This is a genomic window from Microtetraspora sp. AC03309, from assembly GCF_020826795.1.
In the GTDB taxonomy this organism is placed as follows: Bacteria; Actinomycetota; Actinomycetes; order Streptosporangiales; family Streptosporangiaceae; genus Microtetraspora; species Microtetraspora glauca.
This window is the reverse complement of record NZ_JADDIL010000057.1, coordinates 17,715-40,635: the sequence shown is the minus strand read 5'-3', so window position 1 is coordinate 40,635 and position 22,921 is coordinate 17,715. Positions and strand designations below refer to the sequence as shown.

21 protein-coding genes are annotated in these 22,921 nt (G+C 70.1%); 12 read left to right on the top strand and 9 right to left on the bottom strand.

What is annotated here, in order from left to right; translation table 11 throughout:
• Positions 1-33: 33 nt before the first annotated feature.
• The 8 genes from IMZ11_RS28855 to IMZ11_RS28815 all read right to left on the bottom strand — a co-directional run bounded on the left by IMZ11_RS28855 (position 34) and on the right by IMZ11_RS28815 (position 7,947).
• The gene (locus tag IMZ11_RS28855; RefSeq protein ID WP_228645601.1) at positions 34-705 is read right to left on the bottom strand and encodes a response regulator transcription factor; all 672 of its coding nucleotides are present in this window, start codon (positions 703-705) and stop codon (positions 34-36) included.
• 9 nt (positions 706-714) lie between these two features.
• Entirely contained in the window at positions 715-2,022 is a 1,308-nt protein-coding gene (locus IMZ11_RS28850) for a sensor histidine kinase (RefSeq protein ID WP_228645600.1), read from the bottom strand.
• Positions 2,023-2,032: 10 nt separating this feature from the next.
• The gene (locus tag IMZ11_RS28845; RefSeq protein WP_228645599.1) at positions 2,033-3,334 is read right to left on the bottom strand and encodes an acyltransferase; all 1,302 of its coding nucleotides are present in this window, start codon (positions 3,332-3,334) and stop codon (positions 2,033-2,035) included.
• Positions 3,324-4,301 carry an alpha/beta hydrolase gene (locus IMZ11_RS28840; protein WP_228645598.1) on the bottom strand — a complete coding sequence of 326 codons (978 nt, stop codon included), beginning with the start codon at positions 4,299-4,301 and terminating at the stop codon, positions 3,324-3,326. Before IMZ11_RS28840 ends, IMZ11_RS28845 begins: the two co-directional genes overlap by 11 nt.
• Before the next feature lie 390 nt (positions 4,302-4,691).
• Positions 4,692-5,117: an NUDIX domain-containing protein gene (locus IMZ11_RS28830; RefSeq protein WP_228645597.1), complete on the bottom strand. Its 426-nt coding sequence runs from the start codon at positions 5,115-5,117 to the stop codon at positions 4,692-4,694.
• Between the two features lie 71 nt (positions 5,118-5,188).
• A complete protein-coding gene (locus tag IMZ11_RS28825; protein WP_228645596.1) occupies positions 5,189-5,518 on the bottom strand; it encodes a cupin domain-containing protein in 330 nt (109 codons plus the stop codon).
• Between the two features lie 16 nt (positions 5,519-5,534).
• A complete protein-coding gene (locus tag IMZ11_RS28820; protein ID WP_255707270.1) occupies positions 5,535-7,481 on the bottom strand; it encodes a BTAD domain-containing putative transcriptional regulator in 1,947 nt (648 codons plus the stop codon).
• A gap of 19 nt (positions 7,482-7,500) precedes the next feature.
• A complete protein-coding gene (locus IMZ11_RS28815) occupies positions 7,501-7,947 on the bottom strand; it encodes a hypothetical protein (RefSeq protein WP_228645594.1) in 447 nt (148 codons plus the stop codon).
• Positions 7,948-8,216: 269 nt separating this feature from the next.
• Here IMZ11_RS28815 and IMZ11_RS46370 point away from each other — a divergent pair, with 269 nt between their 5' ends.
• The 4 genes from IMZ11_RS46370 to IMZ11_RS28795 all read left to right on the top strand — a co-directional run bounded on the left by IMZ11_RS46370 (position 8,217) and on the right by IMZ11_RS28795 (position 12,183).
• Complete coding sequence (locus IMZ11_RS46370; protein ID WP_228645593.1) at positions 8,217-10,181, top strand: sensor histidine kinase; 1,965 nt, start codon at positions 8,217-8,219, stop codon at positions 10,179-10,181.
• Positions 10,178-10,813 carry a response regulator transcription factor gene (locus IMZ11_RS28805; RefSeq protein ID WP_228645592.1) on the top strand — a complete coding sequence of 212 codons (636 nt, stop codon included), beginning with the start codon at positions 10,178-10,180 and terminating at the stop codon, positions 10,811-10,813. The genes IMZ11_RS46370 and IMZ11_RS28805 overlap by 4 nt, the downstream gene beginning before the upstream one ends.
• Before the next feature lie 226 nt (positions 10,814-11,039).
• Positions 11,040-11,513, top strand: a complete 474-nt coding sequence (locus tag IMZ11_RS28800; RefSeq protein WP_228645591.1) for a hypothetical protein — start codon at positions 11,040-11,042, stop codon at positions 11,511-11,513.
• 118 nt (positions 11,514-11,631) lie between these two features.
• Entirely contained in the window at positions 11,632-12,183 is a 552-nt protein-coding gene (locus IMZ11_RS28795) for a GNAT family N-acetyltransferase (protein ID WP_228645590.1), read from the top strand.
• 77 nt (positions 12,184-12,260) lie between these two features.
• Here IMZ11_RS28795 and IMZ11_RS28790 read toward each other — a convergent pair whose 3' ends face one another.
• On the bottom strand, positions 12,261-15,053 hold the full coding sequence (locus tag IMZ11_RS28790; protein WP_228645589.1) for a BTAD domain-containing putative transcriptional regulator: 2,793 nt from the start codon (positions 15,051-15,053) through the stop codon (positions 12,261-12,263).
• Between the two features lie 1,236 nt (positions 15,054-16,289).
• On the opposite strand from IMZ11_RS28790, the gene IMZ11_RS28785 reads away from it, so the two are divergent.
• The 8 genes from IMZ11_RS28785 to IMZ11_RS28750 all read left to right on the top strand — a co-directional run bounded on the left by IMZ11_RS28785 (position 16,290) and on the right by IMZ11_RS28750 (position 22,919).
• Positions 16,290-16,595, top strand: a complete 306-nt coding sequence (locus IMZ11_RS28785; protein WP_374462907.1) for a type II toxin-antitoxin system RelE/ParE family toxin — start codon at positions 16,290-16,292, stop codon at positions 16,593-16,595.
• Positions 16,579-16,908 (top strand): helix-turn-helix domain-containing protein, encoded by a 330-nt coding sequence (locus tag IMZ11_RS28780; protein WP_228645588.1) that lies wholly within the window; start codon positions 16,579-16,581, stop codon positions 16,906-16,908. Before IMZ11_RS28785 ends, IMZ11_RS28780 begins: the two co-directional genes overlap by 17 nt.
• A gap of 498 nt (positions 16,909-17,406) precedes the next feature.
• Positions 17,407-18,858, top strand: coding sequence for a hypothetical protein (locus IMZ11_RS28775; protein ID WP_228645587.1), 1,452 nt, complete (start codon positions 17,407-17,409; stop codon positions 18,856-18,858).
• Positions 18,859-19,255: 397 nt separating this feature from the next.
• A complete protein-coding gene (locus tag IMZ11_RS28770) occupies positions 19,256-19,459 on the top strand; it encodes a hypothetical protein (RefSeq protein ID WP_228645586.1) in 204 nt (67 codons plus the stop codon).
• A 54-nt stretch (positions 19,460-19,513) separates the two neighbouring features.
• Complete coding sequence (locus IMZ11_RS28765; protein WP_228645585.1) at positions 19,514-20,002, top strand: S26 family signal peptidase; 489 nt, start codon at positions 19,514-19,516, stop codon at positions 20,000-20,002.
• A 144-nt stretch (positions 20,003-20,146) separates the two neighbouring features.
• Entirely contained in the window at positions 20,147-20,305 is a 159-nt protein-coding gene (locus IMZ11_RS28760) for a hypothetical protein (protein ID WP_228645584.1), read from the top strand.
• 177 nt (positions 20,306-20,482) lie between these two features.
• Positions 20,483-21,034 carry a TlpA disulfide reductase family protein gene (locus IMZ11_RS28755; protein ID WP_228645583.1) on the top strand — a complete coding sequence of 184 codons (552 nt, stop codon included), beginning with the start codon at positions 20,483-20,485 and terminating at the stop codon, positions 21,032-21,034.
• A 7-nt stretch (positions 21,035-21,041) separates the two neighbouring features.
• Entirely contained in the window at positions 21,042-22,919 is a 1,878-nt protein-coding gene (locus tag IMZ11_RS28750) for an ABC transporter ATP-binding protein (RefSeq protein ID WP_228645582.1), read from the top strand.
• The last annotated feature ends 2 nt before the right edge of the window (positions 22,920-22,921 follow it).

The window sequence follows — 22,921 nt, the reverse complement described above, 5'->3', positions numbered from 1 at the left end:
GGCCCGCTTCGGCGATAAGGGGTCGCGGGCGGCCTACTGTCCGGACGGGCGCACCAGCCCCGTCTCGTACGCGAAGACCGCGGCCTGGGTCCGGTCACGTAGGCCCAGTTTGACCAGGATGCGGCTCACGTGTGTCTTCACGGTCTGTTCCGCCACCACCAGCCGCTCAGCGATCTCCGCGTTGGACATGCCCTGCGCGATCAGGGACAACACCTCGGACTCGCGTTCCGTCAGGTCGCCGACGCGCTCCTTGAGCGGGGCGCGGGGGGCACCGGTCATCCGCGAGAACTCGGCGATGAGGCGCTTGGTGATGTTCGGGGCGAGCAGGGCGTCGCCTGCCGCCACCACCCGTACCGCCTGGGCGAGGTCCGCGGCCGAGGCGTCCTTCAGCAGGAAACCGGACGCCCCCGCGCGCAGCGCCTCGTACACGTACTCGTCGAGGTCGAAGGTGGTCAGGACGAGGACCTTGACGGCGGTGCCGGCCGGCTCCGTGATGCGGCGGGTCGCCTCGATGCCGCCGAGTCGAGGCATCCGGATGTCCATCAGGACGACGTCGGGCGCGAGTTCGGCGACCTTGGTGACGGCGTCGAGGCCGTCCACGGCCTGGCCGACGACCTCGATGCCGGGTTCGGCGTTGAGCAGCACCGTGAAGCCTTGGCGGACCATTATCTGGTCGTCGGCGATCAGTACGCGGATGTTCCTCATGGGGAGTCCTCAACCGGGGTCGGCGGGCAGTTTGGAAGGGGTGGCGGGCATAATCGCGGTCACCTCGTAGCCTCCGTCGGGTGTGGGGCCGACGGCCAGTTCGCCGCCCAGCATGGCCGTGCGTTCACGCATGCCCAACAGTCCGTGTCCGGCGACCGTGGAGGACGGCGCGGGCTCGTCCGGCGCGGTGTTGGTGACCCGGATGGTGAGAGCGTCCGGCTGGTACCCGATCTCCACCCGTGCCTCCGTTCCGGACGCATGCCGCATCACGTTGCTGAGCGCCTCCTGAACGATGCGGAACGCCGACAACTCGACGCCCGGTGACAGCGGACGCGCTTCACCGGTGGTCCGGGTGGTGACCGTCTGCCCGGCGTCGCGCACATTGCCGACCAGCTCGTCCAGCCGGTCGAGGGTGGGCTGCGGGGTGTGCCGCGCCCCCTCCGACTGGGGGTCCTCCGACCGCAGCACACCCAGCACCCGGCGCAGCTCGGTCAGCGCCTCCACCGCGTTCTCACGGATCCCCGCGAGGTTCTCCTTCAACTCCTCGGGCGGGTCCTCGACCAGGTGCGGAGCGACCTGCGCCTGGATGGAGATCAACGACATGTGGTGGGCGAGCACATCGTGCAGTTCGCGGGCGATCCGGTTGCGCTCCTCCAGCAGGGTGCGCCGGGCCCGCTCCTCGGCGGTGAGCTCCTCCTGGATGACCAGTTCCGTACGGGCCACCCGGCTGCCGCGCAGCGCGGCGCCGACCACCACCACGGCGGTGAGGATCGCGGCGGCGACACCGGCGTCGTCGTTGTGCGGCCCGGACACGAACGCGCCGCAGGCCAGTCCCGCCAGAATACTGATCGTCAGCGCCTCTACCGCGGCCCGGGGGCGGACCCTCAAGGCCAGCAGGAGCAGCACCCCGGCCTGCAGTGCGAGCCCGGGGCCGGTCCATGGGAACAACCCGTCCGGGGTGCGCGGCTCCGCGACCACCGCGATGATGACCATGGCGATGGTCACCGCCCACCACGCCGGCACCGGCCGGAAGAGCGCGAGGACGAGCGCCACCCCCTGGAGCCCTCCGAGCAGCACGGCGTACGACGTGTCCAGCCCGTAGAGCGAGCCGAGCTGATTGACGGCCGGGATGACGATGGACGCCGCGGTCATCACCAGCAGCATCACGAACGCCGGCATCCAATCCAGCCAGCTGGGCCGCTGCGTACGCGGTAGCGGGTCGTTCGCCGTCGTCCACAGGTCGTCGCGCAGGTTACGCGGCACCGCCCGCAATGCCGCCACCAGCCGCGTCTTGGCGCCCGTCTCCTCCTTTTGCACGGGAATCACCCTAGGCACGCCGCACCCCCAGCTCCCGGGCGGGCCGACTCTCGCTTTCGGCGCCGCCGGGACGCCCACGCTCGTGGGCGTGGAACGCGGCCCAGCACACCAGCAGGGCCAGCATGAAGGCCGGTAGCCAGGCCAGCCGGGCGAGCAGCCAGCCGTAGCCGTCGGGGACGGTGTGCAGGCCGGGCAGGGGCCTGTCCGCGAGCAGGCCGAGCGCGGTCACCGCCATCATGGCGGTCTGGTGCCAGAGGAAGATCGTCATCGCGGACAGGTTGACCATGGCCACTGCCGCCCAGACGGCGGGGCGGCGCAGCGTCCTCCGCAGCGGCCCGGCCAGCAGCAGCGCCGCACCGCACTGGGCCAGCCCGAAGGTGACGGCGGTGAGGGTGGGCGGGTCGAGGTTGGAGACGGCGGCGCCGGGCACCCCGACCATCGCGGCCGGATAGCCCGCCCACAGGACGAGCGCGGAGGTGGCCGCGGCGCCGCCGAGGAGTAGCGCCCATCCGGCCCCGCGACCCCGCGGCCCGCGCAGCCTGTGCAGCCTGTGCGGGTCGCGCAGCGCTCCTCGACCGGGCAGACCACGCAGGTCGCCGCGCTCGTGCAGGTCGTTCCGTGCCCAGGCCGCGCCCAGGCAGTATGGCACCAGCCACCCCGCCACGACATTGATCCAGCCAAGCCAGGCGGGCCCGCCCAGCCCGAACCGGGCCAGGTCCACCAGCGCGACGACGGCGAGTGGCCACAGCGGGTGCAACCGGACCGCCAGCGGGGTCACCGCCGTCAACACCGCGAAGACCAGCAGGAACCACAACGGGGAGTACACCAGCTTGACGAGCACCCGCACGGTCTCCAGACCGGCCCCGGAGGCGAGCATCGCCACCGCCGCCACGCTCCAGACCACCAGCACGGCCGTGACCGGTCGCGACAGGCGGGTCAGCCGCCCACCCAGCCACCGTCCATAACTCACCCCTCGACCGCGGGCCGAGGCGTACCCACTCGCCCCGGTCCGCCCGCCCACCAGGAAGAACACCGCCAGCGTCTGGAACGCCCAGGACAGCGGAGCAAGCTGGGGCAGGTACTGCAGCGGGCTCGCCCCGTGCACCGCGCCACTGTCGACCACCAGGCCGGTCACCAGCCAATGGCCCACCACCACACCACCGATGGCCAGGCCACGCAGCGCGTCCACCGCACGGTCGCGCCCGGCGGGAGTCACCGCGTCGATCCCCGCGACCAGACCGCGTAGCAGCTCCACCGCACGGCCACGCCCGGCAGAAACCGTGCCCCTCCACACGACCAGGTCACGCGGCATGACCCACCCCCGGCGGGAGCTGCCCGCGCACGATCCTGGCGATGTTCACCAGCGCCGGCGACCCCGCCCTCAGGTAGTCGCTGTGCCCCCCGTCACCCGCCGCGAACACCCGCGCACCGAACTCCGCGGACACCGGATCGGCCCCCAACCCGACCGTGACGAAGCCGAGCCCCACCCGGACATGCGGCACACCCGCGATCCAGTCCCCGGCCCCCCGACCGGCCCACACGCTCGCCCGCGTACCCAACGCGGCGACACTGCCGACCCCCATCCCGGCACTGCCGTACACGACGATGTCCGCCACATCCAACCCCGGCGCCGCCCGGCCGCAGACCACACTCCCGTAGGAGTGACACAGCAACGACACCCGCGCGCCGGGCCGGGCCGCCCGCAACTCCCGCACGAACCCACGCAGCCCCGGGGCCGCCTCCTCCGCACGACCCGACGTCAACGCCTGAAGACTCACCGTGCTGGGCGTGCGATACCCCAGCCACGCGATCACCGCCGACCCCTCACCGAGCTCGCGCAGCAGCCGCAACGCACCACCACGCAGCAGCCCGTACTTGTCGAGATTGGTGTCGGAGCCGGGAACCAGCACGGCGACCCGCTCCGCCACCGACAGGTCACCGTAGACCTCGACCGCACGCCCCCCGTCACGACCGTCGAAGGACAGGAACTGCCGCCCCGGATCGGCCATGCCCCGCAGCATCGCGGCCCGCCACCGGTCACCGTGACCGGCGGCCACCCGCTCGGCCGCCCGAATGGCCGCACGCCCGGCCGCGTACCGACCGGCCAACGCCGCGAACGTCACCACCCGCAACGGAACCGAGGCGGCGGAGACGGCGGGGGCAGGGGCGGGAACAGCCGCGGAACAGGCCGCACCCGACACCGGCACCGCCACCGCCCCGGCGACGAACGCGGCCAGCAGCGTACGGCGCAGGCGACTCCCGCGCAGGTTGGGCACCATGGGGGATGGTCCTTCCGTAGTGGATCTCTTGCCTCGGGTACCGAAGCTATGGATCACCCCTCGTGGTCGGCGTCCTGCCAGGGATTGCACTTCTCGCGTAGCTCTGAAGTACTACGGGTAGGGGTGCCGGGTCCGGTCGGTCGCTCCCGTCGACATCCTGATCGACGCACACCCGTGGAGAAGTCGACGCCGCTTCGCCGACGCCCGCGCTCTGCAGGCTTACGCCGGCTCAGCGCCCATCGCCCGCGCCTCCGGCGAGAACCTGTTCGTCCACCATCGCGAGGAGGTCAAAGACCAGCGCCCGGCCGCCGACGGCCATGTGTGAGGCGTCGCCTCCCTACGAGCACCCGGCCCTTGAGCACACGACGACCGCCGCCCACCGCCCCATCGTCAATCGACGCGACTCAGCCACGCGTCCTGAGCGTCGGCCAACCGCACTACCAGCGGCATCGGGACGAAGCGGCACGCGAACTCAAGACCGGCGTCCTCGCCGTCACCGCGAACATGGTGGTGCCATGCGTCGGCGCCATCTGTGTGGACCGTGAGCTGGAAGAACGTCGTCCGCCGCGGTTGCCCGGTATCGGGGTGAGGACTGTCGTCCACCGCAATGGGTCGGACGACGGAGACTTCGGTCAAGCCGGTCTCCTCTGCGACTTCTCGCAGGACGGCCCGTTCCAGGCTTTCATGTGGCAGGACCCCTCCCGCCGGCACTTGAGTGCCGGCGTCGGGCATACCGACGTGATCGAAGACAAGGAGCTCCGGGGCGGATCGGTAACGGATCACGTAGGCGGCGACGCGGATTCGCGGACGAGACATCCCTTGACCACTCTTAAATGATCTTGAAAGCATTCCCATCCAGTGCGCCTCGCTCGCAGCGCGACGGCATATCAGGCTCGGGAGCCGTAGGCCGGGCCGAACACGACCAGCAGTGCCAGATTCTCGGAGATGTCCACGAAGCGGTGCTCCTCACCTGCCGGGACGAAGATCACCGCGCCGGGGCCGACCTCCGCCTCACCGCTCGACGCCACGATCCGGGCTCGCCCCGCGGTCACCACGTAGATCTCGTCCTCGGTGTGGGGACTCTGGTTGTCGACCCCGCCCGCCGGGATGCAGTACGTCCCGACGGACAGCTCGGGCACCCTGAGCTGCTCGGTCCAGTCGTTGGCGCCTCCGGCGGCGGGCTGCGCCCACTCTCCCGCACCCTTGATGATCTCCATGACGGCCAGCCTACTGTCAGCCCGGCCCCCCGGGGCGCCGGCAGTGGTATCGCGATCCCAGGTCGAGCCGGCGGGTCGCGGCACGTGGGACGTTCGTCGCGAGCGCGGCCGGGTGGCGGGGGTGGCCGGCCGAGGTGGTCCCGTTGGAGGTGATCGTGTTCTTCCGTGTGCTGATCGCCTGGGCGAGTTCGGCGTTCAGGCGGGCCCGGCGTAGGGACGACATGCCTTCCGTCAGCGTTTCCCGAACCACGGCGTGGGCGAAGCCGAAGCGCCCGGGGGATCGTTCGGCGATGAGGGCGGCGGCCATGGCGGGTTCCAGCCGGTCGAGTGCCGCGCCGAGGGACAACCCGGCGACCCGGGCGACCTGTGCCAGGTCGAACTCCCCGCCGGTCGTCGCGGCGAGGCGCAGTAAGTCGGCGGTGAGCCGGGGCAGGCGCCTGATCCGGCCGAGCGCCACGTCGCGCACCCCGGGCGGGAGCGCGCGGGCGGAGCCGACGGCCCGGTGGTCGACGAGTTCCTTGGCGAAGAAGGGGTTGCCGCCGGTGCGCTCGTGCAGGGATCGCACATCTTCTGGTGTGTCGGCGGGGACCAGTTGGGCCAGTTCGGGCAGGGTGAGGCCGGCCAGCGGCAGCCGCACGGCCCGGCGCCGTGCCAACGCCTCGAAGGCGTCGCTGAGCGCTCCGGCGGAGGTCGTACAGTCGCGTGCCGTGCCGACGACCGCCACGCGACCGCCGGTGAAGGTCTGCGCCAGGTGGCTCAACAGGCGCAGCGAGGAGGGGTCGGCCCAGTGCAGATCGTCCAGGACCACCAGCACGGGACGCTCGCTCGCGGTGGCGGCGAGCAGCCGCGCGGTGCTCTCGTACATGCGGAATTCCGTCTCCTCCGGACCGGCCCCCGTGGTGAGCCGGCCCAGCAGGTGCGTCCAGGCCCAGAACGCGGGGCTCGCGGCCGCCGGGCAGCGCGCGATCGCCACCCGGTGGCCGCGCTCACGCGCCCGGACGGCCACCTCCTCGGCGAGGCGGGTCTTGCCGATCCCCTGCTCCCCGGTGATCAGGGCGAACCCCGGCCGCCCCAGCGACACCTTCTCCAACAGGTGATCCAGCGCGGCGAGTTCCTCACGCCGGCCCGCCATCACGCGTCCGCTCGCGCCCGCCCCCTGGGGGCCCGTGCCCCGCGCCCCCTCCCGCGCGGGGACCGTCGCGAGGCCGAGCGTGGGGCGAGTACGGTCCGGCCGCAGGTGGGACGCCTGGCGGAGGATGTCGCGCTCCAGGTCGCGCAGCTCGTCGCAGGGGTCGATGCCGAGCTCATCGGTCAGGATCCGGCGTGCCGAGCGCAGCGCGTCCAGGGCCTCGCCCTGCCGCCCGCACCGGTACAGCGCCAGCGCCCGCAGCGCCCACAGCCGCTCCCGCAGCGGATGCTCGTGCGTCAACGCCTCCAGTTCCCCCACCACCTCGTGATGGCGGTTCTGGCCGATGACGGCCGACACCCGCAGCTCGCGGACCCGCACCCTGGCCTCCGTGAGGTGGGCCAGGGTCGCGGTGAGGTACTCGTGCCCGGCCAGGTCGGCGTACGGCTCGCCCCGCCACAGCCGCAGGGCCCGGGTCGCGGCCCGTTCCACCTCGGCCGGATCGGCGGCCTGCTCGGCCTCGGTGACCAGGTCGAGGAACCGGGTGACATCCAGATCCCGCGGGTCGACGGCGAGCCGATATCCGGCCGGACCGAACGTCAGCACGCGGCTCTGTGCGCGGGGGCGGCGCCCCGGCTCCAGCGCCCGGCGCAGGTTGGACACATACACCTGAAGCGCTCCGAGCGCTTCGGCGGGCGGGGTGTCGCCCCAGATCCTGTCGATCAAGGTTGCCGCGGGCACCGGCCACCCGTCGGCGAGCACCAGGATGCTCAGCAGCATCCGCTGCTTGTGCGTACCGACCTCGCGGGCACGGCCGTCGTCACCGACGACCTCCAGTTCGACGAATCCGCGAATCTCACCTGCGCAGGAGCGTGACCAGGCGGAGCCCGGCGAACACGCCCATGGCCAGATGTCCCGCGACGAGCGCGACCTGGAACACCCTCTGGGCGGCGGTGAGGTCGGCGGCGTAGCCGCCGTCGGAGAACCCGGACAGGAAAGCCAGGATCCCGGCGATCATCAGCAGGACGGCGGCCGGAGCGGCGACGGAGCGGCGCCGCCGGCTCACGGCGAAGGCGAGGACCACCTGGGCGATCATCATCGGGATCGGCGCCGACAGCCGCGCCTGCGGCCCGAGGGCGTCCAGGAAGGTGGGGTTGAGCCCGGCCGACAGCGATATCAGCGCGCCCGCCACGTCCATGACGAGCAGGATGCCGACGGTGGCGACGACGGCGCGGGCGAAGGGGCGGCCGGCGGACGCGGACGTGGCCGGCGGGGTCAGGGAAGGGGACGGTACCGATGACATGGGTTCTCCTCGAAGGGTCGGATCCCGGCGGAGGACGGCCGTGTACGAACACGGACGGTTCGTCCAGCGACTCGGGAACGGCGGGCACGGACGGTTCAGGCGGCCCGTCGTGCGCGGGCCGCCGCGACGACCCCCCGGAGGAGGTGTCTCGGTGGCGGTTCTTCGAGCATCCAGGCCGGGACGATCGGGCGTCGTGAGGCGCCGGTCCCGACGTCGACGGGACATCTCGTCCCGTGACGTCGGGACTCGCGGATGGCACCATCACCTTCGTGGCGGACAGAACGGCCTGGCGCGTGATCGTCCCGGTGACCGTGTTGGTGCTCCTGGTGGCGATGGCGCTCATCGTCGAGCCCCGGCTGCGGCATATCGGCGTGACGGGAATAGTGGAGCGTTTCGACGCCTTCCGATGCGTGGCCGGCCTGGCGTTCGGCGTGCCCGGCGTGCTCGTGGTGGCGCAGCGGCCGGCGAGCCGGGTCGGGTGGCTCATGGTCGTCGTCGGTGCGGCCCAGGCCATGGGCGTCGCCCTCGGGGCGTACGGGCTGCTGGGTATCAACGACGGCGGGCTGCCCGGCGACGACTGGGCGATGTGGGTGTCGAACTGGGTCTGGGTGCCGGCCTACCTCGCTGTGCCGACCGTCCTGTTGCTGCTCTTTCCTGATGGGCGGCTGCCCTCGCCTCGATGGCGGCCGGCGTTGGCGGCCGCCGTCGCCGGGATCGCCGTGGCCACGCTCGACTGGATTCTCCAGCCGGTGACCCTGATGGGCGAGGTCGGCCGGATGTATCCCCCTGGCTACAAGGGAGTCTTCGCGCACCTGACCGGAGTCCCTCCGGCGGTCCGCGTGGCCGGGACCGTGTGCTCGCTCATCGCCGTGATGGCGGCCCTCGCCTCGCTGGTGGTGCGCTACCGGCGATCCGATGAGCAGATGCGCCGTCGGTTGCAATGGGTTGTGGCCGGGGCCCTGTTGACGGTGAGCATGCTCGGCTTGGCCCTGATGGTCCCCTGGGGGGCGCCGATCGTCGCCCTGGCCTGCGTGCCGCTGCCGGCCGGGGTGGCCGTGGCCGTGGTGGCCCACCGACTGTGGGATCTCGACCTGCTGCTGTCGCGCGCGCTGGCCTTCAGCGCCGTGAGCGTGCTGCTGCTGGCGGGCTACGCGCTGATCGCCTTCACGCTGGGTGGTGTCCTGGGAGCCGGAGCGTCGGCGGTCCTGGTGGCGCTCGCGGTGCATCCGCTGTACTTGCGGGCCGGCGCGGCCGCCAACCGTCTGGTCTACGGCGACCGGGACGACCCGGCAAGGGCGCTGCGCCGTCTGGGGGCGCGGCTGTCGGACGCGGGCGCCCCCGGAGACCTGCTGGAGCGGATGGCCGCCGAGGTCGGCCGCGTCCTGCGGGTGCCGTACGTGGCGGTCGAGGAGCAGGGAACGGTCGTGGCCTCCTGGGGCGCCCGCGGCGCGGTCGCTGAGCGTGTCCCTCTGCACCACCGGGGCCACGACGTCGGCACGCTGGTGGTCGGCGAGCGGCTGCGCCCCAGGGACCGGGCGTTGCTGGCGGAGCTGGCCCCCCATGTGGCGGTGGCCGTCCACGCCCATCATCTCGGCGCCGACCTGGAACGCTCACACGCCCGGCTGCTGGCCGCCCGGCAGGAGGAGCGCGACCGGCTGCGGTACGAGTTGCACGACGGGGTGGGCCCCACTCTCGCCGCCCTCGCCCTGCAGATGGATCGCGGGCGGCGCCTGGTGGACACCGATCCCGGAAAGGCCAAGGAGATCATGGACGACCTGTCCGCCCGGATCCGGGCCACCGTCGGCAACATCCGGGCCATCGTCAACGACCTGCCGCCACCCCCTCTGGACGACCTCGGGCTCGCGGGCGCGCTCGCCGAGCTGGGAAAGGGGTTCGCCGGCCACCTGGCCGTCGAGGTGGAGGCCGACCTGCCGGACCTGCCCGCGCCGATCGAGCTGGCCACCTACCGGATCGCCGCCGAAGCCCTGACCAACGCCGCACGCCACGCCAAGGCCTCCCACTGCACCGTCCGCGTACGCGCCCGCGACACCCTGGAGCTGCACATCGACGACGACGGAGTGGGGCTCTCCTCCCTCGGATCCACCCCGGGGCAGGGGGTCGGCCTGACCTCCATGCGGCGCAGGTCCGAGGAACTGGGCGGCACCTTCGAGCTGCGCAGCGGCGACGGGACGGGCACCCACCTGACAATCCGGCTCCCCCTGGCGACCCCATGATCCGCATCATCGTGGTCGAGGACCACCCGATCTTCGCCGACGGACTCCTGGCGCTGTTCCGCGACCTGCCCGAGGTGGAGGTCGTCGGCGTCGCCGCCACCGCCGAGGCCGCCATCGAACTGGTCGAGCGGAACGCCCCTGATGTGATCCTGATGGACCTGCAGCTGCCCGGGATGAGCGGCGTGGAGGCGACCGCCCGTATCAGGGCCCGCCATCCCGCCGTGGCCGTGCTCGCCCTGACCATGCTGTCGGACGACGAGACCATCATCGCGGCCGTCCGGGCCGGAGCCCGCGGCTACCTCCTCAAGGAGGCACCGCCGACCGAGATCATCCGATCGCTCCAGGCGGTGGCGGCCGGCCAGGTCGTCTTCGGCTCCTCCGCCGGCAGCCGGGTGCTGGCCGCCCTGTCCGCCGAGACCGTACGTCCCCGCCCGCTGCCCGAGTTGACCGACCGCGAACGGGAGGTGCTCGACCTCGTCGCCGCCGGGCTCACCAACCACGCCATCGCACAGCGCCTGTTCCTCAGCGAGAAGACGATCCGCAACCATGTGTCGAACATCTTCGCCAAACTCGGCGTCTCCGGCCGCGCGGAGGCCGTCGCCCGGGCGCGCGACGCCGACCTCGGCATCTGAGCCCTCACCGGGTGGCCGACTCCCCGTGCCGGGCGCCCTCGTCGGTACGGCAGGGCGGCTGTCAGCCGTGGCCGTTGCCGACGCCGCCGTGGTCTTTGGTCATGCTCGCGGAGCATGCGCAGGACGGTCGAGGGTGCGGGGTGCTGGGTGAGCATGGCGCAGTTTGATTTCATGATTCGCTGACCTCTGGCTTGGGCTCAGGCGCCGGACATGGTCCACTTTGCGGGTGAGCGCTGTCCTTGGGGGCCTGATCGCCGTCCTCGGGACCCTGCTGGGGTCCTTCAGCACCTACCTGTTCCAGCAGCGGACCGCCATGCGAACTGAGGCGGTCACGCATGGGGAGCGGCTGCGCCAGGAACGTCTGGCCGCCTACAGCGAGTTCGCCGGCGCGGTGACCGAGCTCAAGCGCGCTGTCGTCGCCGCGTGGCTGCGGCGGTCGGATCCTGCCGAACTCAATCAGGCGCGCATCGAGGCCGACCGCCTGGGAGCCCTGGCCGAGACCGCGCGTTTCCGGCTGCGGTTGGTGTCAGGTCAGCCCGAGCCGCTCGCCGACGCCGCATTCGCCCACATGGACGCGCTGCGCGGCGCGGCCGACCAGGCCGAGCTCAAGATCCGTGAGGCGGAGTTCGAAGCCGCGGTGTCAGCGTTCATCACGGCCGCCGCAGAGCGCCTCGTCGCCCCTCGGCGCGCCGCACTGTAGCCCAGCCACCGCAGCGGCGAAGGCCGGAGTGTCAGTGCCCGTTCGGCCTGCTCCAGACTGGAGCAGTGCACGACTGCGTCGTCGGCGTAGCGCTCGAACACCACACCCGGGAACGGTGATGCGACGTCCAGCCGAAATTCTTCCCTGCGACCGCCTTGAACTACGCCGATGGCAGGAGAAGGACATCGATGCGCTGACTGAGGCGATCAGGGACTCCTACGATCATCTGCTCCCCTGGTCACGCCTTGCGGTGGGAGACAGTCGCGAGGTTGCGACCGGGCTGGTGACCACGGCTCTTTCGGAGTGGGAGCGGGACGAGGCGTACAAGTACGCCATCACCGTGGATGGCTTGGTGGTTGGCGGCTGCGGGCTGATGCGCAGGGTCGGGCCAGGCGGCCTGGAGATCGGTTATTGGCTGCGCGGGGACTGGACCGGCCGGGGCCTGGCCACCGAGGCCGTCGCCGCGCTGATCACGGCGGGGTTCGCGCTGGACGGAGTCAGGTGGCTGGAAATTCGGCACGACGCGGCCAATCTTGCCAGCGCGGCCGTTCCCCGACGCCTTGGCTTCGAGGAAGTGAAGCTCCAGACAGCCCCGGATGCTCCGTACCCGCTGATGCCGGGTGAGTCCGGGGTCGTCATGGCATGGCGGAAGGCGTGTCCATCGGCTTGACATGGAATCGCGCAACGGTGACCTGCTCGGACACGCCTTTGGTCAGGACCAGGCGCGGCAGAACCGCGGATCGACGCTCAGACGGCCGGCGACCGGCGCTGAACGCGGTCGGCGTCCTCAGCACGGTTCTGGGTTCGGTAGAGCCGTAGCGCCTGGCACCACGCGTTGCGGGCCTGCTGCTGGTCACCGATCGTGGCGTGGACGTCTCCGAGGTGTTCCAGGGTGTTGGCTTCGTCGAAGGCGTTGCCGATCTCTTGGAGCAACCTGAGAGCTTCGTTGTAGTAGCTCAGGGCTTGGTCGTACCGACCTGTGTGGTGGGCGATGTATCCCAGGCTGTCGAGCGTGTTGGCTTCTCCGTCGCGGTGCCGGTGGCGGCGGAACAGGGCCAGGGCGGCTTCGCAGTGGGCGAGGCCTTCGGTGTGCAGTCCGAGCCTGCTCGCGTACCAGCCCATGTCGTTGAGCGCGTCGGCCGTCTGCACGGGGTCGTCGAGGGCTCGATAGCGGTGCAGGGCCTGGGTGGTGTGCTCCAGAGCCTGCCGAAGATCCTCCCGCTGCGCCCAGGACATCGCCAGACCTTGATGGATCTGGGCCTGGGCGGCGAGGTCCCCGGTGCGCTGGGCGAGGGTGAGCGCTTGCTGGAAGTGATCCATGGCCGGGCCATGCCGGCCCAGCCGCGCGCAGGCGTGGCCGAGGACCCGGTGAGCCAGCATCTGAGCCTCGGGATCGTCGAGATGGCGAGCGGCTTCCAGTCCCGCCAGCCAGTCGTCGAACTGGTCCTGAAGGGTTCCGCGCCGGAAGTGGAAGGTGTCCAGGCTCCAGGCAAGCTGCCATACCGCCTCGTGCCAGTTGTGCTTCGCGGCGAGGCGTTGGGTGGCCAGCAGACAGGCGTGTTCGTCGGCGAACCACGTCCAGGCGGCGGTGTGGTCGGCCGGCGGCCCCTGCCACCATCCGGGAGCGGGATCGCCGAGCTTGATCGGTGTGCGATGCGGCGCGAGAAGCCGTTCGGCGGCGTAGGCGGTGTGCAGGTGGAAATCGACCAACCGCCGAAGCGCGGCCTGCCGAGCGGTCTCGGGCTGGTCCTCGCCGGCTTGTTCGGCGGCGTAGAGGCGGACCAGGTCGTGCATGCGCCACCGGCCCGGAGTGTGCTGATGGATCAGCGACATCCCTTCCAGTTCTCGCAGCGGTCCGCGTACTCGGGCGGGAGCGAGGCCGGTCAGGGCGGCGACGGCGCCGAGGCCGATGTCCGGGCCCGGCGCCAGGCCCAGCAGTCCGAACACCTCGGAGGCTTGCGCGGAGAGGCCGAGGTAGGACGTGGTGAACACGGCGCGCAGGTTGGTCCGCAGGTCCCCGGAGTCCCACGCGTCCAGCCGGTCGGTGGTGTCCCATAGTTCGACGGCGAGTGCGGCCAGCGGCAACTGCGGGCTGAGCACGGCACGGGCGGCGAGGACGGCCAGAGCCAGCGGTAGACCCGCGCAACAGGCCAGCAGGTAGGCCACGGCTTCCGGTTCCGCCGCCAACCGGTCGGCGCCGAGTCGGTGGAGGAGCAACTCGTGGGCCTCGGCGTCGTCGAGTGCGTCCAGAGCCACCGGCCGGGTGCCAGTGACCGCGGTCATTCCGGCCAGCTGATGGCGGCTGGTCACCACGACCGTACAGGTGGGGCTGCCGGGTAACAGGGGGGCGGCCTGGTCGGCGTCGCGGACGTTGTCCAGCACGATCAGCATCCGCCGTCCGGCCACCAGACTGCGGTAAAGGCCCACCTGCGCGTCCAGGTCTGTCGGCATCCCCTGGGGATCGACGCCGAGTGCCTCCAGGAAGCCGCGTACAGCGGTGACCGGGGACGTCGGCTGCTCGATCGGATCGAAGCCCCGCAGGTTGGCGAACAACTGTCCGTCGGGGAAGCGGTCGATGTTCTCGTGCGCCCAGCGCAGGGCCAGCCACGTCTTCCCGATGCCCCCGATCCCGCCGATGGAGGAGATCACCACCGTGCCTCCTGGCCGGCCGGATTCGTCCAACGCTCTGCTGAGCTGACCGAGTTCGGCTCTTCGGCCGGTGAACCGGGCCGGCGGAGCCGGCAACTGACGCGGCACGATGCCAGGCGGCCCGGACAGTGTGGCCGGTGTGGAGGCAGGCGGTGTCGTCGTGGGGTCGGCGGTCAGGATGCGGCGGTGCAGGTCCTGCAGCGACGGGCCGGGGTCCGCGCCGAGTTCCTCGACCAGGTGCAGCCGGATCCGCTGGTAGTGCCGCAGGGCCTCGGCCGGCCGGCCGCTGCGGTACAGGGCGAGCATGAGCTGACCGGCCAGTCGCTCGTCCAGCGGATGGCGTGCCGCCCGTATCGTCAACGCGGGCACCAGTTCGGCATGCCGCCCCGAACGGAGATGGACGTCGGTGAGGTCGAGTTCGGCGGCATGACGCTGTTGGACCAGCCCTTCGCGCAGCGTGTTCAGCCAGGGGGTGTCCAGGTTGGCGAGGGCGTCCCCGCTCCACAGGGCGAGCGCCTGCTCCAGCAGATGTCGGGCGTGGGGGTCCGCGGCGGTTCGGGCTTCTCCGACCCAGCGCTGGAACCTGTGCACATCGACCGTCATGGGATCGACGCTGATCACATAGCCGCCGCTCTGCCATGCGATCCGCGCACCGTCGACCGCCGCCAGCATCCGCCGCAGGCGGGACAGATAGCTGTAGAGCGTGTCGCGGCCATGCCGAGGCGGGTGGTGGCCCCACACCCGGTCCAGGAGCTGATCGATCGACACGCGCCTGCCGGCCTCGACCAGCAGTACCGCGAGTACGCACCGTTGGCGGTGATGCCCGAGTTCGACGCGCCGGCCGTCCACGCGAACCTCCAGGTCACCCAGAAGTCGGAACTCCAGCGGCACGCCACACCCCTATCTCTCGATCACCCGTGTGTAACGGTTCCGATCTGCCGATTCAAGGTTGTTCGCAAGGATTGTCCAGGGTCGGCCGCGCATCGTCGTCTACGAACCGTGATGCGGTCGCCGACGGATCCGCTCCCCGGACCGAGGTGACCGACTGTTGCCGACGAAGGAGATCCCATGAAGCGCACGTTGCTACGCCTGGCGGCCGCCATGTTGTTCGCCGTGTCCGCCACTGCCGGTGGGGTGGTCGTCGCGTCGTCCGCCTCGGCCGAGTTGTACTGCTGCTGATGAACACGCGGTGAAGAGAAGTGCCTTTGTGCGGGAAGCGCAGCGGGCGCCGAAGGTCCTGTCAGCGCCCCGTCAAAGGCACTTTTCCCGTTCAGGAACGGGGGCCGGCGACCGCGGGACCACAGCTGTCGCCGACTGCCATGATCGAGGGCATGCGTACCGAGCCGGGACCCGGTAGGTCGCGCTCACCTTTGACAGGGCGCCTCCCTGCTGATGCCGATGGCCGTCCCGGCACGGCACAAGAAGCCGGAGAACGTCCGTCGCCACTTCACACCATCCTCCGAGGCCCCCGCCGGAGGCAAATTCGGAGACATCAGCCATCAACCTGCACCAGGCCGGGCACGAGATCCGGCCGCACGCCCTCCACCCGTGCCGGGCAGCGCCGACCTCTGCCTGATCACCCACTCGCCCTTGGACCAGGTGGCGAGGGTCTAAAGCATCAGGACCCAGTGCCGCACGTACCGGTTCCCTCGCGGTGCGCGGCGAGGAGAAGTCGGAAGAGCGGCCGATCCTCACCGCGGCGAAGGTCTTCGAACTGGCCGACCTCGTCCCCGTACGGCTCCGCGCGCTGATCCTGCCGGCGACCTTCGCGAGCCTGCGATGGGGCGAGGTCGCGGCACTGCGGCGGACGGACCTGGACCCTGAACGTCGGGACCGTCAGTGTTCGGCAACAGCACGTCGAGTTGGACACGGGCGAACTGGTCGTCGTGCCTCCCAAGTCGTCACCCAGTCGCTGTCGGCGTAGCCCGTACCGAGAGGCGCACGACGCTCTCTCGGCAAGCTCCACTCGCCAGCCCTGGTCGGCAGCGCAGTGAACCCCGTGCGGTAGCCTGACAGGGGTAGAAGCCAGGGGTTATATTCCAAGGTCTGGCCTGGAACGTCGTACTGCTAGAGCCGGTTGAGGACTGGTTCCTCAAGCTCTGCGAGACCGACCCTCACACTGCAACCTTGGTTGAACGGGCCATCAACCGGCTGGCCGAGGTCGGTCCGGCTTTGGGCCGTCCGCTCGTGGATACCTTGGAAGACGACGACCTGAACAATTTGAAGGAGTTGCGCCCCGGCTCCCGAGGCCGCTCAGAGATCCGGATCGTGTTCGTTTTCGACCCGGAGAGGGAAGCCATCCTTCTGGTAGCCGGAGACAAGGCGGGACGATGGTCGCGCTGGTACCACGAGGCAATCCCTCTGGCCAAGCAACGCTACGCCCAATACCGCGCAGACAAGGCGAAGGAAGACCGAGATGAGCCCTGCTCGTAGCTGGCGCGAAGTCAAGGCGGAGGCGCACCGCCGCCATCCGGAGCTGGCCGATCCTTCCCGGCAGGCCGCAGCCGACGCTGAGCTGGATGCGTACGTGGCCGGACATCACCTGAAGGAACTGCGTAAGGCACTAGGGAAGACTCAGGCCGATATTGCCGCCGCCCTGGGCATTTCGCAATCCCGTGTCTCCCAAATCGAGAATGGCGATCCTGAGGTTATGGAAATAGAAACCCTTCGCGCCTATGCGAACGCCCTGGGAGGACACCTTCAGGTGACGATCAGCGTCGGCTCTCATTCCGTCAAGGTCGCCTGAGCCGCCGCCCCCACAAGCAACCAAGGCGAACCACCCCTCCCACGGCTCCGAGATTTCGGACTGTTCACCGATGCCCGGCAGTCGAGAGTCAAGGCCAGTGGCACGTTAATGGCACGAGGCCCGCTTTCCCCTGACGGAAGGTGGGGCTCTTCACGCTGGTGGGCGGTACCGGGTTCGAACCAGTGACTCCTCGCTTGTAAGGCGACCCAGGAAGGGGTAGGACCAGCCCGGACACTCGCCCTGACCTGCACATACAGTCCATGACGGCCTACCGCTGTCCAGGTTCGTCCATGGCCGCTGTCACCCAGATAGTCACTCAGTACGGCGATGCCTGCGATCAGGCGGGAAGCAACGCGAACCCCTCCGCATGCCGTCGTCGGCGCTCGGCGTTCAGTTCACGTCCTTCGGCGGCGATCTTCTCATTTGCATACCCCACGCTGCGCCAGGCTCTCACGCACAAACCGCATGCTGAACATCGATCCGTGATATGTCGCTGACATGGCCAAGAAAGGGACGGCGCTGGGCGCCCTGGGCGCGTTGCTGGATAGGTCGCTCGTGCAGATCGCGGAGGCGTCAGCAGATGCACGGATGTACGACCGGCTAGCGATCTACGAGGTCGCGGATGTGTGGGACAACAACACCTTCCCGTTGTTCCATGCCGCCACCGCCTTCACCTCCATTGGGCGGGAGCGGCGTGCCAGCGCTGCCCTCGCCTGGATGGCTGATCTCGGGCCGGGGCGGCGGAGTTGGATGGTCGAGCAAGCCCAGGCGGCGGGGCAGCCACTGGAACAGATCTTGCCGCCATCGGTTGCGGAGCCTCTTCACAGCAGGGACTCCCGAGGACGGGTGAGGCCGCCGTTCATGCCGCTGACGGCAGAGTCTGCACTCGAACTCGGCACCGATTACGACCTGGCCGCCGCCCAGGTCCGCACTCTACTGCTCGAACGTGTCGGCACCCGGCTGACCGGGTCTCTCGTCATGACCGCCCCGCGCCGCTACGACGCTGGCCTACAGGCGGGGGCACCGCCCGAGTTGTTCCTAAGGTTGAAGGACGTCACCGACGTTGGTTTCGACTCCGACGATCGCATGGGAGTCGCCCTGCAATGCGGGACGGAGGGGATAGTCGTCGGCGTCGGCGCGGGCGGTAGAGTGCGCGCCACCAGCGGCACCGCACACCCCGATGACCCGGCCTGGCATCTTTCCACCGCAGGCCGGGCCGCCGACCAGCGGACCCCAGCCCGTGAGGAACAGACCCGCCGCACACCTGAGCGACGGCGACCACAACCAGAGGGCGCGGTCCTGGTCGCCGCCAGGATCTTGCACAGAGTGATGCTGGAGATCCGCATGGTCGGCCACTCCCACCTCGCCGATCGGATCCCCGTCCAGTTGCTCGCCAGCGCACTCGCTGGCGCGGGTACCGACATCCTGGCAGCAGGCGCCCGCCGAGGCGGCCGCCGCGAGAAGGCATTCCATTACCTGGTCGAGACCTGGATCAAGAACGGTGGCCCCGCACTGACGCCCTGGTTCACCGATGAACTACGTCGCATCATCCGCGAGGAGCGACTCCCGGACACCACCAAAGCATGGGTCGAAGGAATCACCGCACCAGGGGCGACGCGCCCACACCTCGTCATAGCACCGGATCTCGACCTACCTCCAGAGGGTGAGCTCCGGTTCGCCAAGTACACGGTCGCACACACCCGTCACGAGATACCGCAAGACTCCTTCGCCACCGTAGTTCTCGCCCACCCGCCCACTGAACAGGACTCCCCGAATCGGCCTTGGCGGCTGCGCGCTCTCAAGGTCGACGATGTGAGCCGGTTCCGACTGCGGGCCGATGCCTTCGACGGCCCACACGGATTACGGACAGTCGGTGAGACACTCAGCGTGGAGGCCCTGGTCCTCGGCCACGACGCCCTCAATGTTCACGGGGGCAAAGCGGGTCCTTGACGCCATAGCCCATAGCCCCGCATCGGGGACCGCTGTTCATGGACGGTCGCCTGCGCCGAACATGCCTTGTCCATAGCAGGCCCGCCCTTGCCACTGAGCGAGATCGCGCCCTCGACGATTGGCACGTTAGTGGCACGGAGCCCCGCAGCACGATCGCTACGGGGCTTGTCTTCGCTGGTGGGCGGTACTGGGTTCGAACCAGTGACCGCCCGCTTGTACGCCAACCCAGGAAGGCAACGGCGAATGTGCTCCGCACAGGATGCCGCCGTCGGCTCGATGGCCAGTCCGGTGTATTCGGCGCGTATGAGTTCTATCGCCCATGGGCCTAGCGTTCACCGCGAACTGGTATCAGGGCCACCCGGCGAGCGCGCCGATGGCCCGCGAACGGAGGAACGGAATGATCGATGTCATCGGTCGCTTCGCCGACCACCTGCTCACCCGTCTCGTACCCCGTGGCGAGGCGTCGGCGTCAACCTGCGGAACCTTCTACCAGCTCTGCTACTGCTCGGGCGGGCTGCGCTACAGCAAACTCTGCGACGGCGGGTGCAACGGAATCCCGGTCTACTGCTACTCGTGCACGGTCATCACTGGTACGTGCTGAGCCACCGATGTCCCCGGCTCGCGCGGAAGGACCGCAGATGAGCGGAGGCGGTTCGTGGTGAAGGTGGTGGCCGGCACGCTGGTGTTCCTGATGCCGGCCGCCACTGTCTCAGTGGTCCTCCTCCGGCGGCGGTGGCTGGTTGTGGCGGTACGCGGCGAGAGCATGCTCCCAGCACTCCACGATGGCGACACGGTGCTCGTCCGCCGGCGGCGTGCGAACGAAGTCTCGGTCGGCGACATCGTGGTCGTGGAGTCGCCAGGTCGTGATGGCCGATGGGCGTCGCCGCCTGCCCACCGTTACACGCCTGATCGCCATTGGATGGTCAAGCGGGTCGCCGCGCTCGGAGGTGACCGGGTTCCCGACGGCGTGCCCGCGCCGTCACCGGTCGTTCCGCTGGGGGCGCTGGTCGTGCTCGGCGACAACGGCGGATACGACTCGCGCGTCTTCGGACTGCTGCCCGCCGACCGAATGCTCGGCACCGTCGCCCGCGTCCTGGCTCCTGCCCGTCCACGCGAGGAGCCACGACGTGGCTTGCGCCGATGACGTTCGATCGTCGTGGCGAACGTCGTTGGACGTCGCTGTTGTGCCTCAAACGTGCGCGGGCGCGTGTATCAGCGGTGTATCAGTCCTGTCGCCGGCGTGCTCAGCCTTCGTTGTCTCGGGAGAAGGACGAGGTGGGTCTTGCTGATGGAGTACATCGTCGTAGGCTGCCGGAGTCTGGTCGCGCTGGTCTTCCTGATCTCGGCCGTGAGCAAGCTCCGCGACCGGCGGTCGTACGCCGGCTTCGTCTGGGCATGGCGGGCGGGCCGATCGCCGATGCCGCACCCGACCTCGCCGGTGCGATGACAGCGGTGGTCACGGGTGGTGTGATCGCCGTTCTGGTGGCGGCCGCCGAGGACATCGCCGACCTTTTCCGCTCCCCCCGCATGAGGCTTCTTCCGGTCCATCGCATAAGGCCGGTGTGCCTGGCCTGCCCCGGGTTCTGCAGCTGAAAGTCCTCGTATCTACTGCTTGGAGGCCACAATGGCTTTCGTCGTCGCTCTCGTCGTCCTGGTGGGCGTCATCTGCCTGCTCGATCTGATCCTCACGGTCGGTGTGATCCGTCGCTTGAAGGTGCACGCGGAGCTCCTTTCCAAGATGCCGTCCGGAGTAGTCACGACTCCTGAGCCGATGCTCGGCAGCGGTGAGGTCGCCGAGCCGTTCGAGGCGACCACGACCGACGGCGAGGCCGTTTCCCGAGAACTGCTTTCGGGAAACACCCTGGTCGGCTTCTTCTCGCCTTCCTGCAGCGCCTGCCACGAGCGGCTCCCGGAGTTCGTCTCACACGCCGCGGATTTCCCCGGCGGGCGCGGCCAGGTGCTCGCCGTGGTCGTCGGGTCGGACGAGGCCGCGAGACCCCAGCGTGAACAGCTCGAACCGGCCGCCCGTGTCGTGGTCGAACCCGAGCAGGGCCGGATCGCCACGGCTCTGCGGGTCCAGGCATTCCCCGTCTTCGCCGTACTGGACTCCTCGGGCAAGGTGCTCGTCAGCGGGTTCCAGCTCGACCAGGTACGCATGGCGACCGCAGGGGTCTGAGGCGGCCATGTCAGAGGGACTCGGTGGTGCGAGGGCGACCCCGCGAGGGCTGATCACCGCGCTGGCCCTGGCCTGGCGCGCCGGATGGCACCTGATGCTCGGGTACGGGCTGCTCGCGCTCGTCGAGGCGGCCGTCCCGGTGGCGGTGGCGTGGCTGACCAAGCTCGTTCTGGACGTGATCACCGATCACCCGACGGGGCAGACGCCCTTGCTGGTCGCCGGCGCCGGGCTGGCGGCGGCCGGGGTGGCCGCCACCGCGCTGCCGCACGCGTCCGGTTACCTCCGCCAGGAGCTGGAGCGGCGGGTGGGACTGCTCGCGCAGGACCGGATCTTCGCCGCGACCGAGCGGTTCGCCGGGCTGAGCAGGTTCGAGAATCCCGAATTTCTGGACCGGCTAAGCCTTGCCCACCAGTCGGGCGGCGCCGCCCCCAGCATGGTGGTCTGTGGCGCGCTGGCGATCGGCCGCGCGCTGATCACCGTGACCGGGTTCCTCGTGGCGCTCCTGGCGGTCACTCCGTGGCTTGCGGGCGTGGCGGTGCTCGGGGCGGTGCCCGCGATCTTCGCGGAGCTACGGTTGTCACGACAGCGTGCCGCGATGATGTGGCGGGTGGGGCCGGTCGAGCGGCGGGAAATGTTCTTCCGGCAGCTGCTGACGAGTGTGCAGGCCGCCAAGGAACTGCGCCTGTTCGGGATCGGCCGCCACTTCCGGTCGCGGATGGCCGCCGAGCGTCATGCCGCCAACGCCGAGCGCCGCCGCATGGACCTGCGCGAGCTCGTCACCCAGTCCGGACTGGGGGTGGTCGCAGCCGGGGTAGCGGCCGCGGGCCTGCTCTGGGCACTGTTCGCCGCCCAGAGCGGGCAGATCAGTCCCGGCGACGTCGCGCTGGTCATCGCGGCGGTCGCCGGAGTGCAGTCTGCGGTCGCCGGTCTGGTCAGCGAGGTGACGCAGGTGCATCAGCAGCTGCTCCTGTTCGACCACCACCTCATGGTGACCGGCAGCGAGCCGGACCTGCCGGTGCCTGCCGCGCCCCTCGACGCGGGGCCGCTACGGCGCGGGATCGAGTTCCGGGGAGTGTGGTTCCGGTACTCCCCCGACCATCCGTGGGCGCTGCGCGACGTGACGTTCACGATCCCGTACGGTCGGTCGGTCGCGCTGGTGGGCCGGAACGGGGCCGGCAAAAGCACGCTGGTCAAGCTGCTCTGCAGGTTCTACGACCCGGATCGGGGGGCGGTGCTGTGGGACGGGGTCGACGTCCGGGACATGGACCCCGCCGAGCTACGCCGCCGGATCGGTGTCGTGTTCCAGGACTATATGGAGTATGACCTGACGGCCGTGGAGAACATCGGCCTCGGTGATCTGGAGGCCCTCCGTGATCTGAAGGCTCAGGGTGAGAGGGAGCGGATCGAGGCGGCCGCGCGCCGGGCGGGCGTACACGAGACGGTGGCGAGGCTGCCGCGAGGGTACGACACCATGCTCACCCGGATGTTCTTCGGAGCGGCGGAGGCGGAGAACCCGGACAACGAGGCGGGGGTGGTCCTTTCCGGAGGTCAGTGGCAACGGCTGGCCCTGGCCAGGGCTCTGCTTCGTGACCGGTGTGACCTGCTGATCCTTGACGAGCCGAGCTCGGGTCTGGACGCGGAGGCCGAGCACCGGATCCACGTCGCGCTGCGCGACCACCGGGCCGGACGGACCAGCCTGCTGATCTCCCACCGGCTCGCCGCGGTGCGCGACGCCGACATACTGCTCGTGCTCGACGAAGGCCGGGTGGTGGAGCAGGGGAGCCATGACGAGCTCATCGCCACGGACGGCGTGTACGCGCGGCTGTTCGGCCTACAGGCAGAGGGGTATCTGCCTGGACAGCTGTCCGATGCCGCGTCTTCGTGAAC

Coding starts and splice junctions, on each gene's coding strand:
- IMZ11_RS28845 (WP_228645599.1), bottom strand. CDS start 3,334: ATGCCGCGTGACCTGGTCGTGTGGAGGGGCACGGTTTCTGCCGGGCGT.
- IMZ11_RS28755 (WP_228645583.1), top strand. CDS start 20,483: ATGGCTTTCGTCGTCGCTCTCGTCGTCCTGGTGGGCGTCATCTGCCTG.
- IMZ11_RS28855 (WP_228645601.1), bottom strand. CDS start 705: ATGAGGAACATCCGCGTACTGATCGCCGACGACCAGATAATGGTCCGC.
- IMZ11_RS28770 (WP_228645586.1), top strand. CDS start 19,256: ATGATCGATGTCATCGGTCGCTTCGCCGACCACCTGCTCACCCGTCTC.
- IMZ11_RS28775 (WP_228645587.1), top strand. CDS start 17,407: ATGGCCAAGAAAGGGACGGCGCTGGGCGCCCTGGGCGCGTTGCTGGAT.
- IMZ11_RS28805 (WP_228645592.1), top strand. CDS start 10,178: ATGATCCGCATCATCGTGGTCGAGGACCACCCGATCTTCGCCGACGGA.
- IMZ11_RS28795 (WP_228645590.1), top strand. CDS start 11,632: ATGCGACGTCCAGCCGAAATTCTTCCCTGCGACCGCCTTGAACTACGC.
- IMZ11_RS28760 (WP_228645584.1), top strand. CDS start 20,147: ATGGAGTACATCGTCGTAGGCTGCCGGAGTCTGGTCGCGCTGGTCTTC.
- IMZ11_RS28830 (WP_228645597.1), bottom strand. CDS start 5,117: ATGTCTCGTCCGCGAATCCGCGTCGCCGCCTACGTGATCCGTTACCGA.
- IMZ11_RS28825 (WP_228645596.1), bottom strand. CDS start 5,518: ATGGAGATCATCAAGGGTGCGGGAGAGTGGGCGCAGCCCGCCGCCGGA.
- IMZ11_RS28840 (WP_228645598.1), bottom strand. CDS start 4,301: ATGGTGCCCAACCTGCGCGGGAGTCGCCTGCGCCGTACGCTGCTGGCC.
- IMZ11_RS28780 (WP_228645588.1), top strand. CDS start 16,579: ATGAGCCCTGCTCGTAGCTGGCGCGAAGTCAAGGCGGAGGCGCACCGC.
- IMZ11_RS28815 (WP_228645594.1), bottom strand. CDS start 7,947: ATGTCATCGGTACCGTCCCCTTCCCTGACCCCGCCGGCCACGTCCGCG.
- IMZ11_RS28750 (WP_228645582.1), top strand. CDS start 21,042: ATGTCAGAGGGACTCGGTGGTGCGAGGGCGACCCCGCGAGGGCTGATC.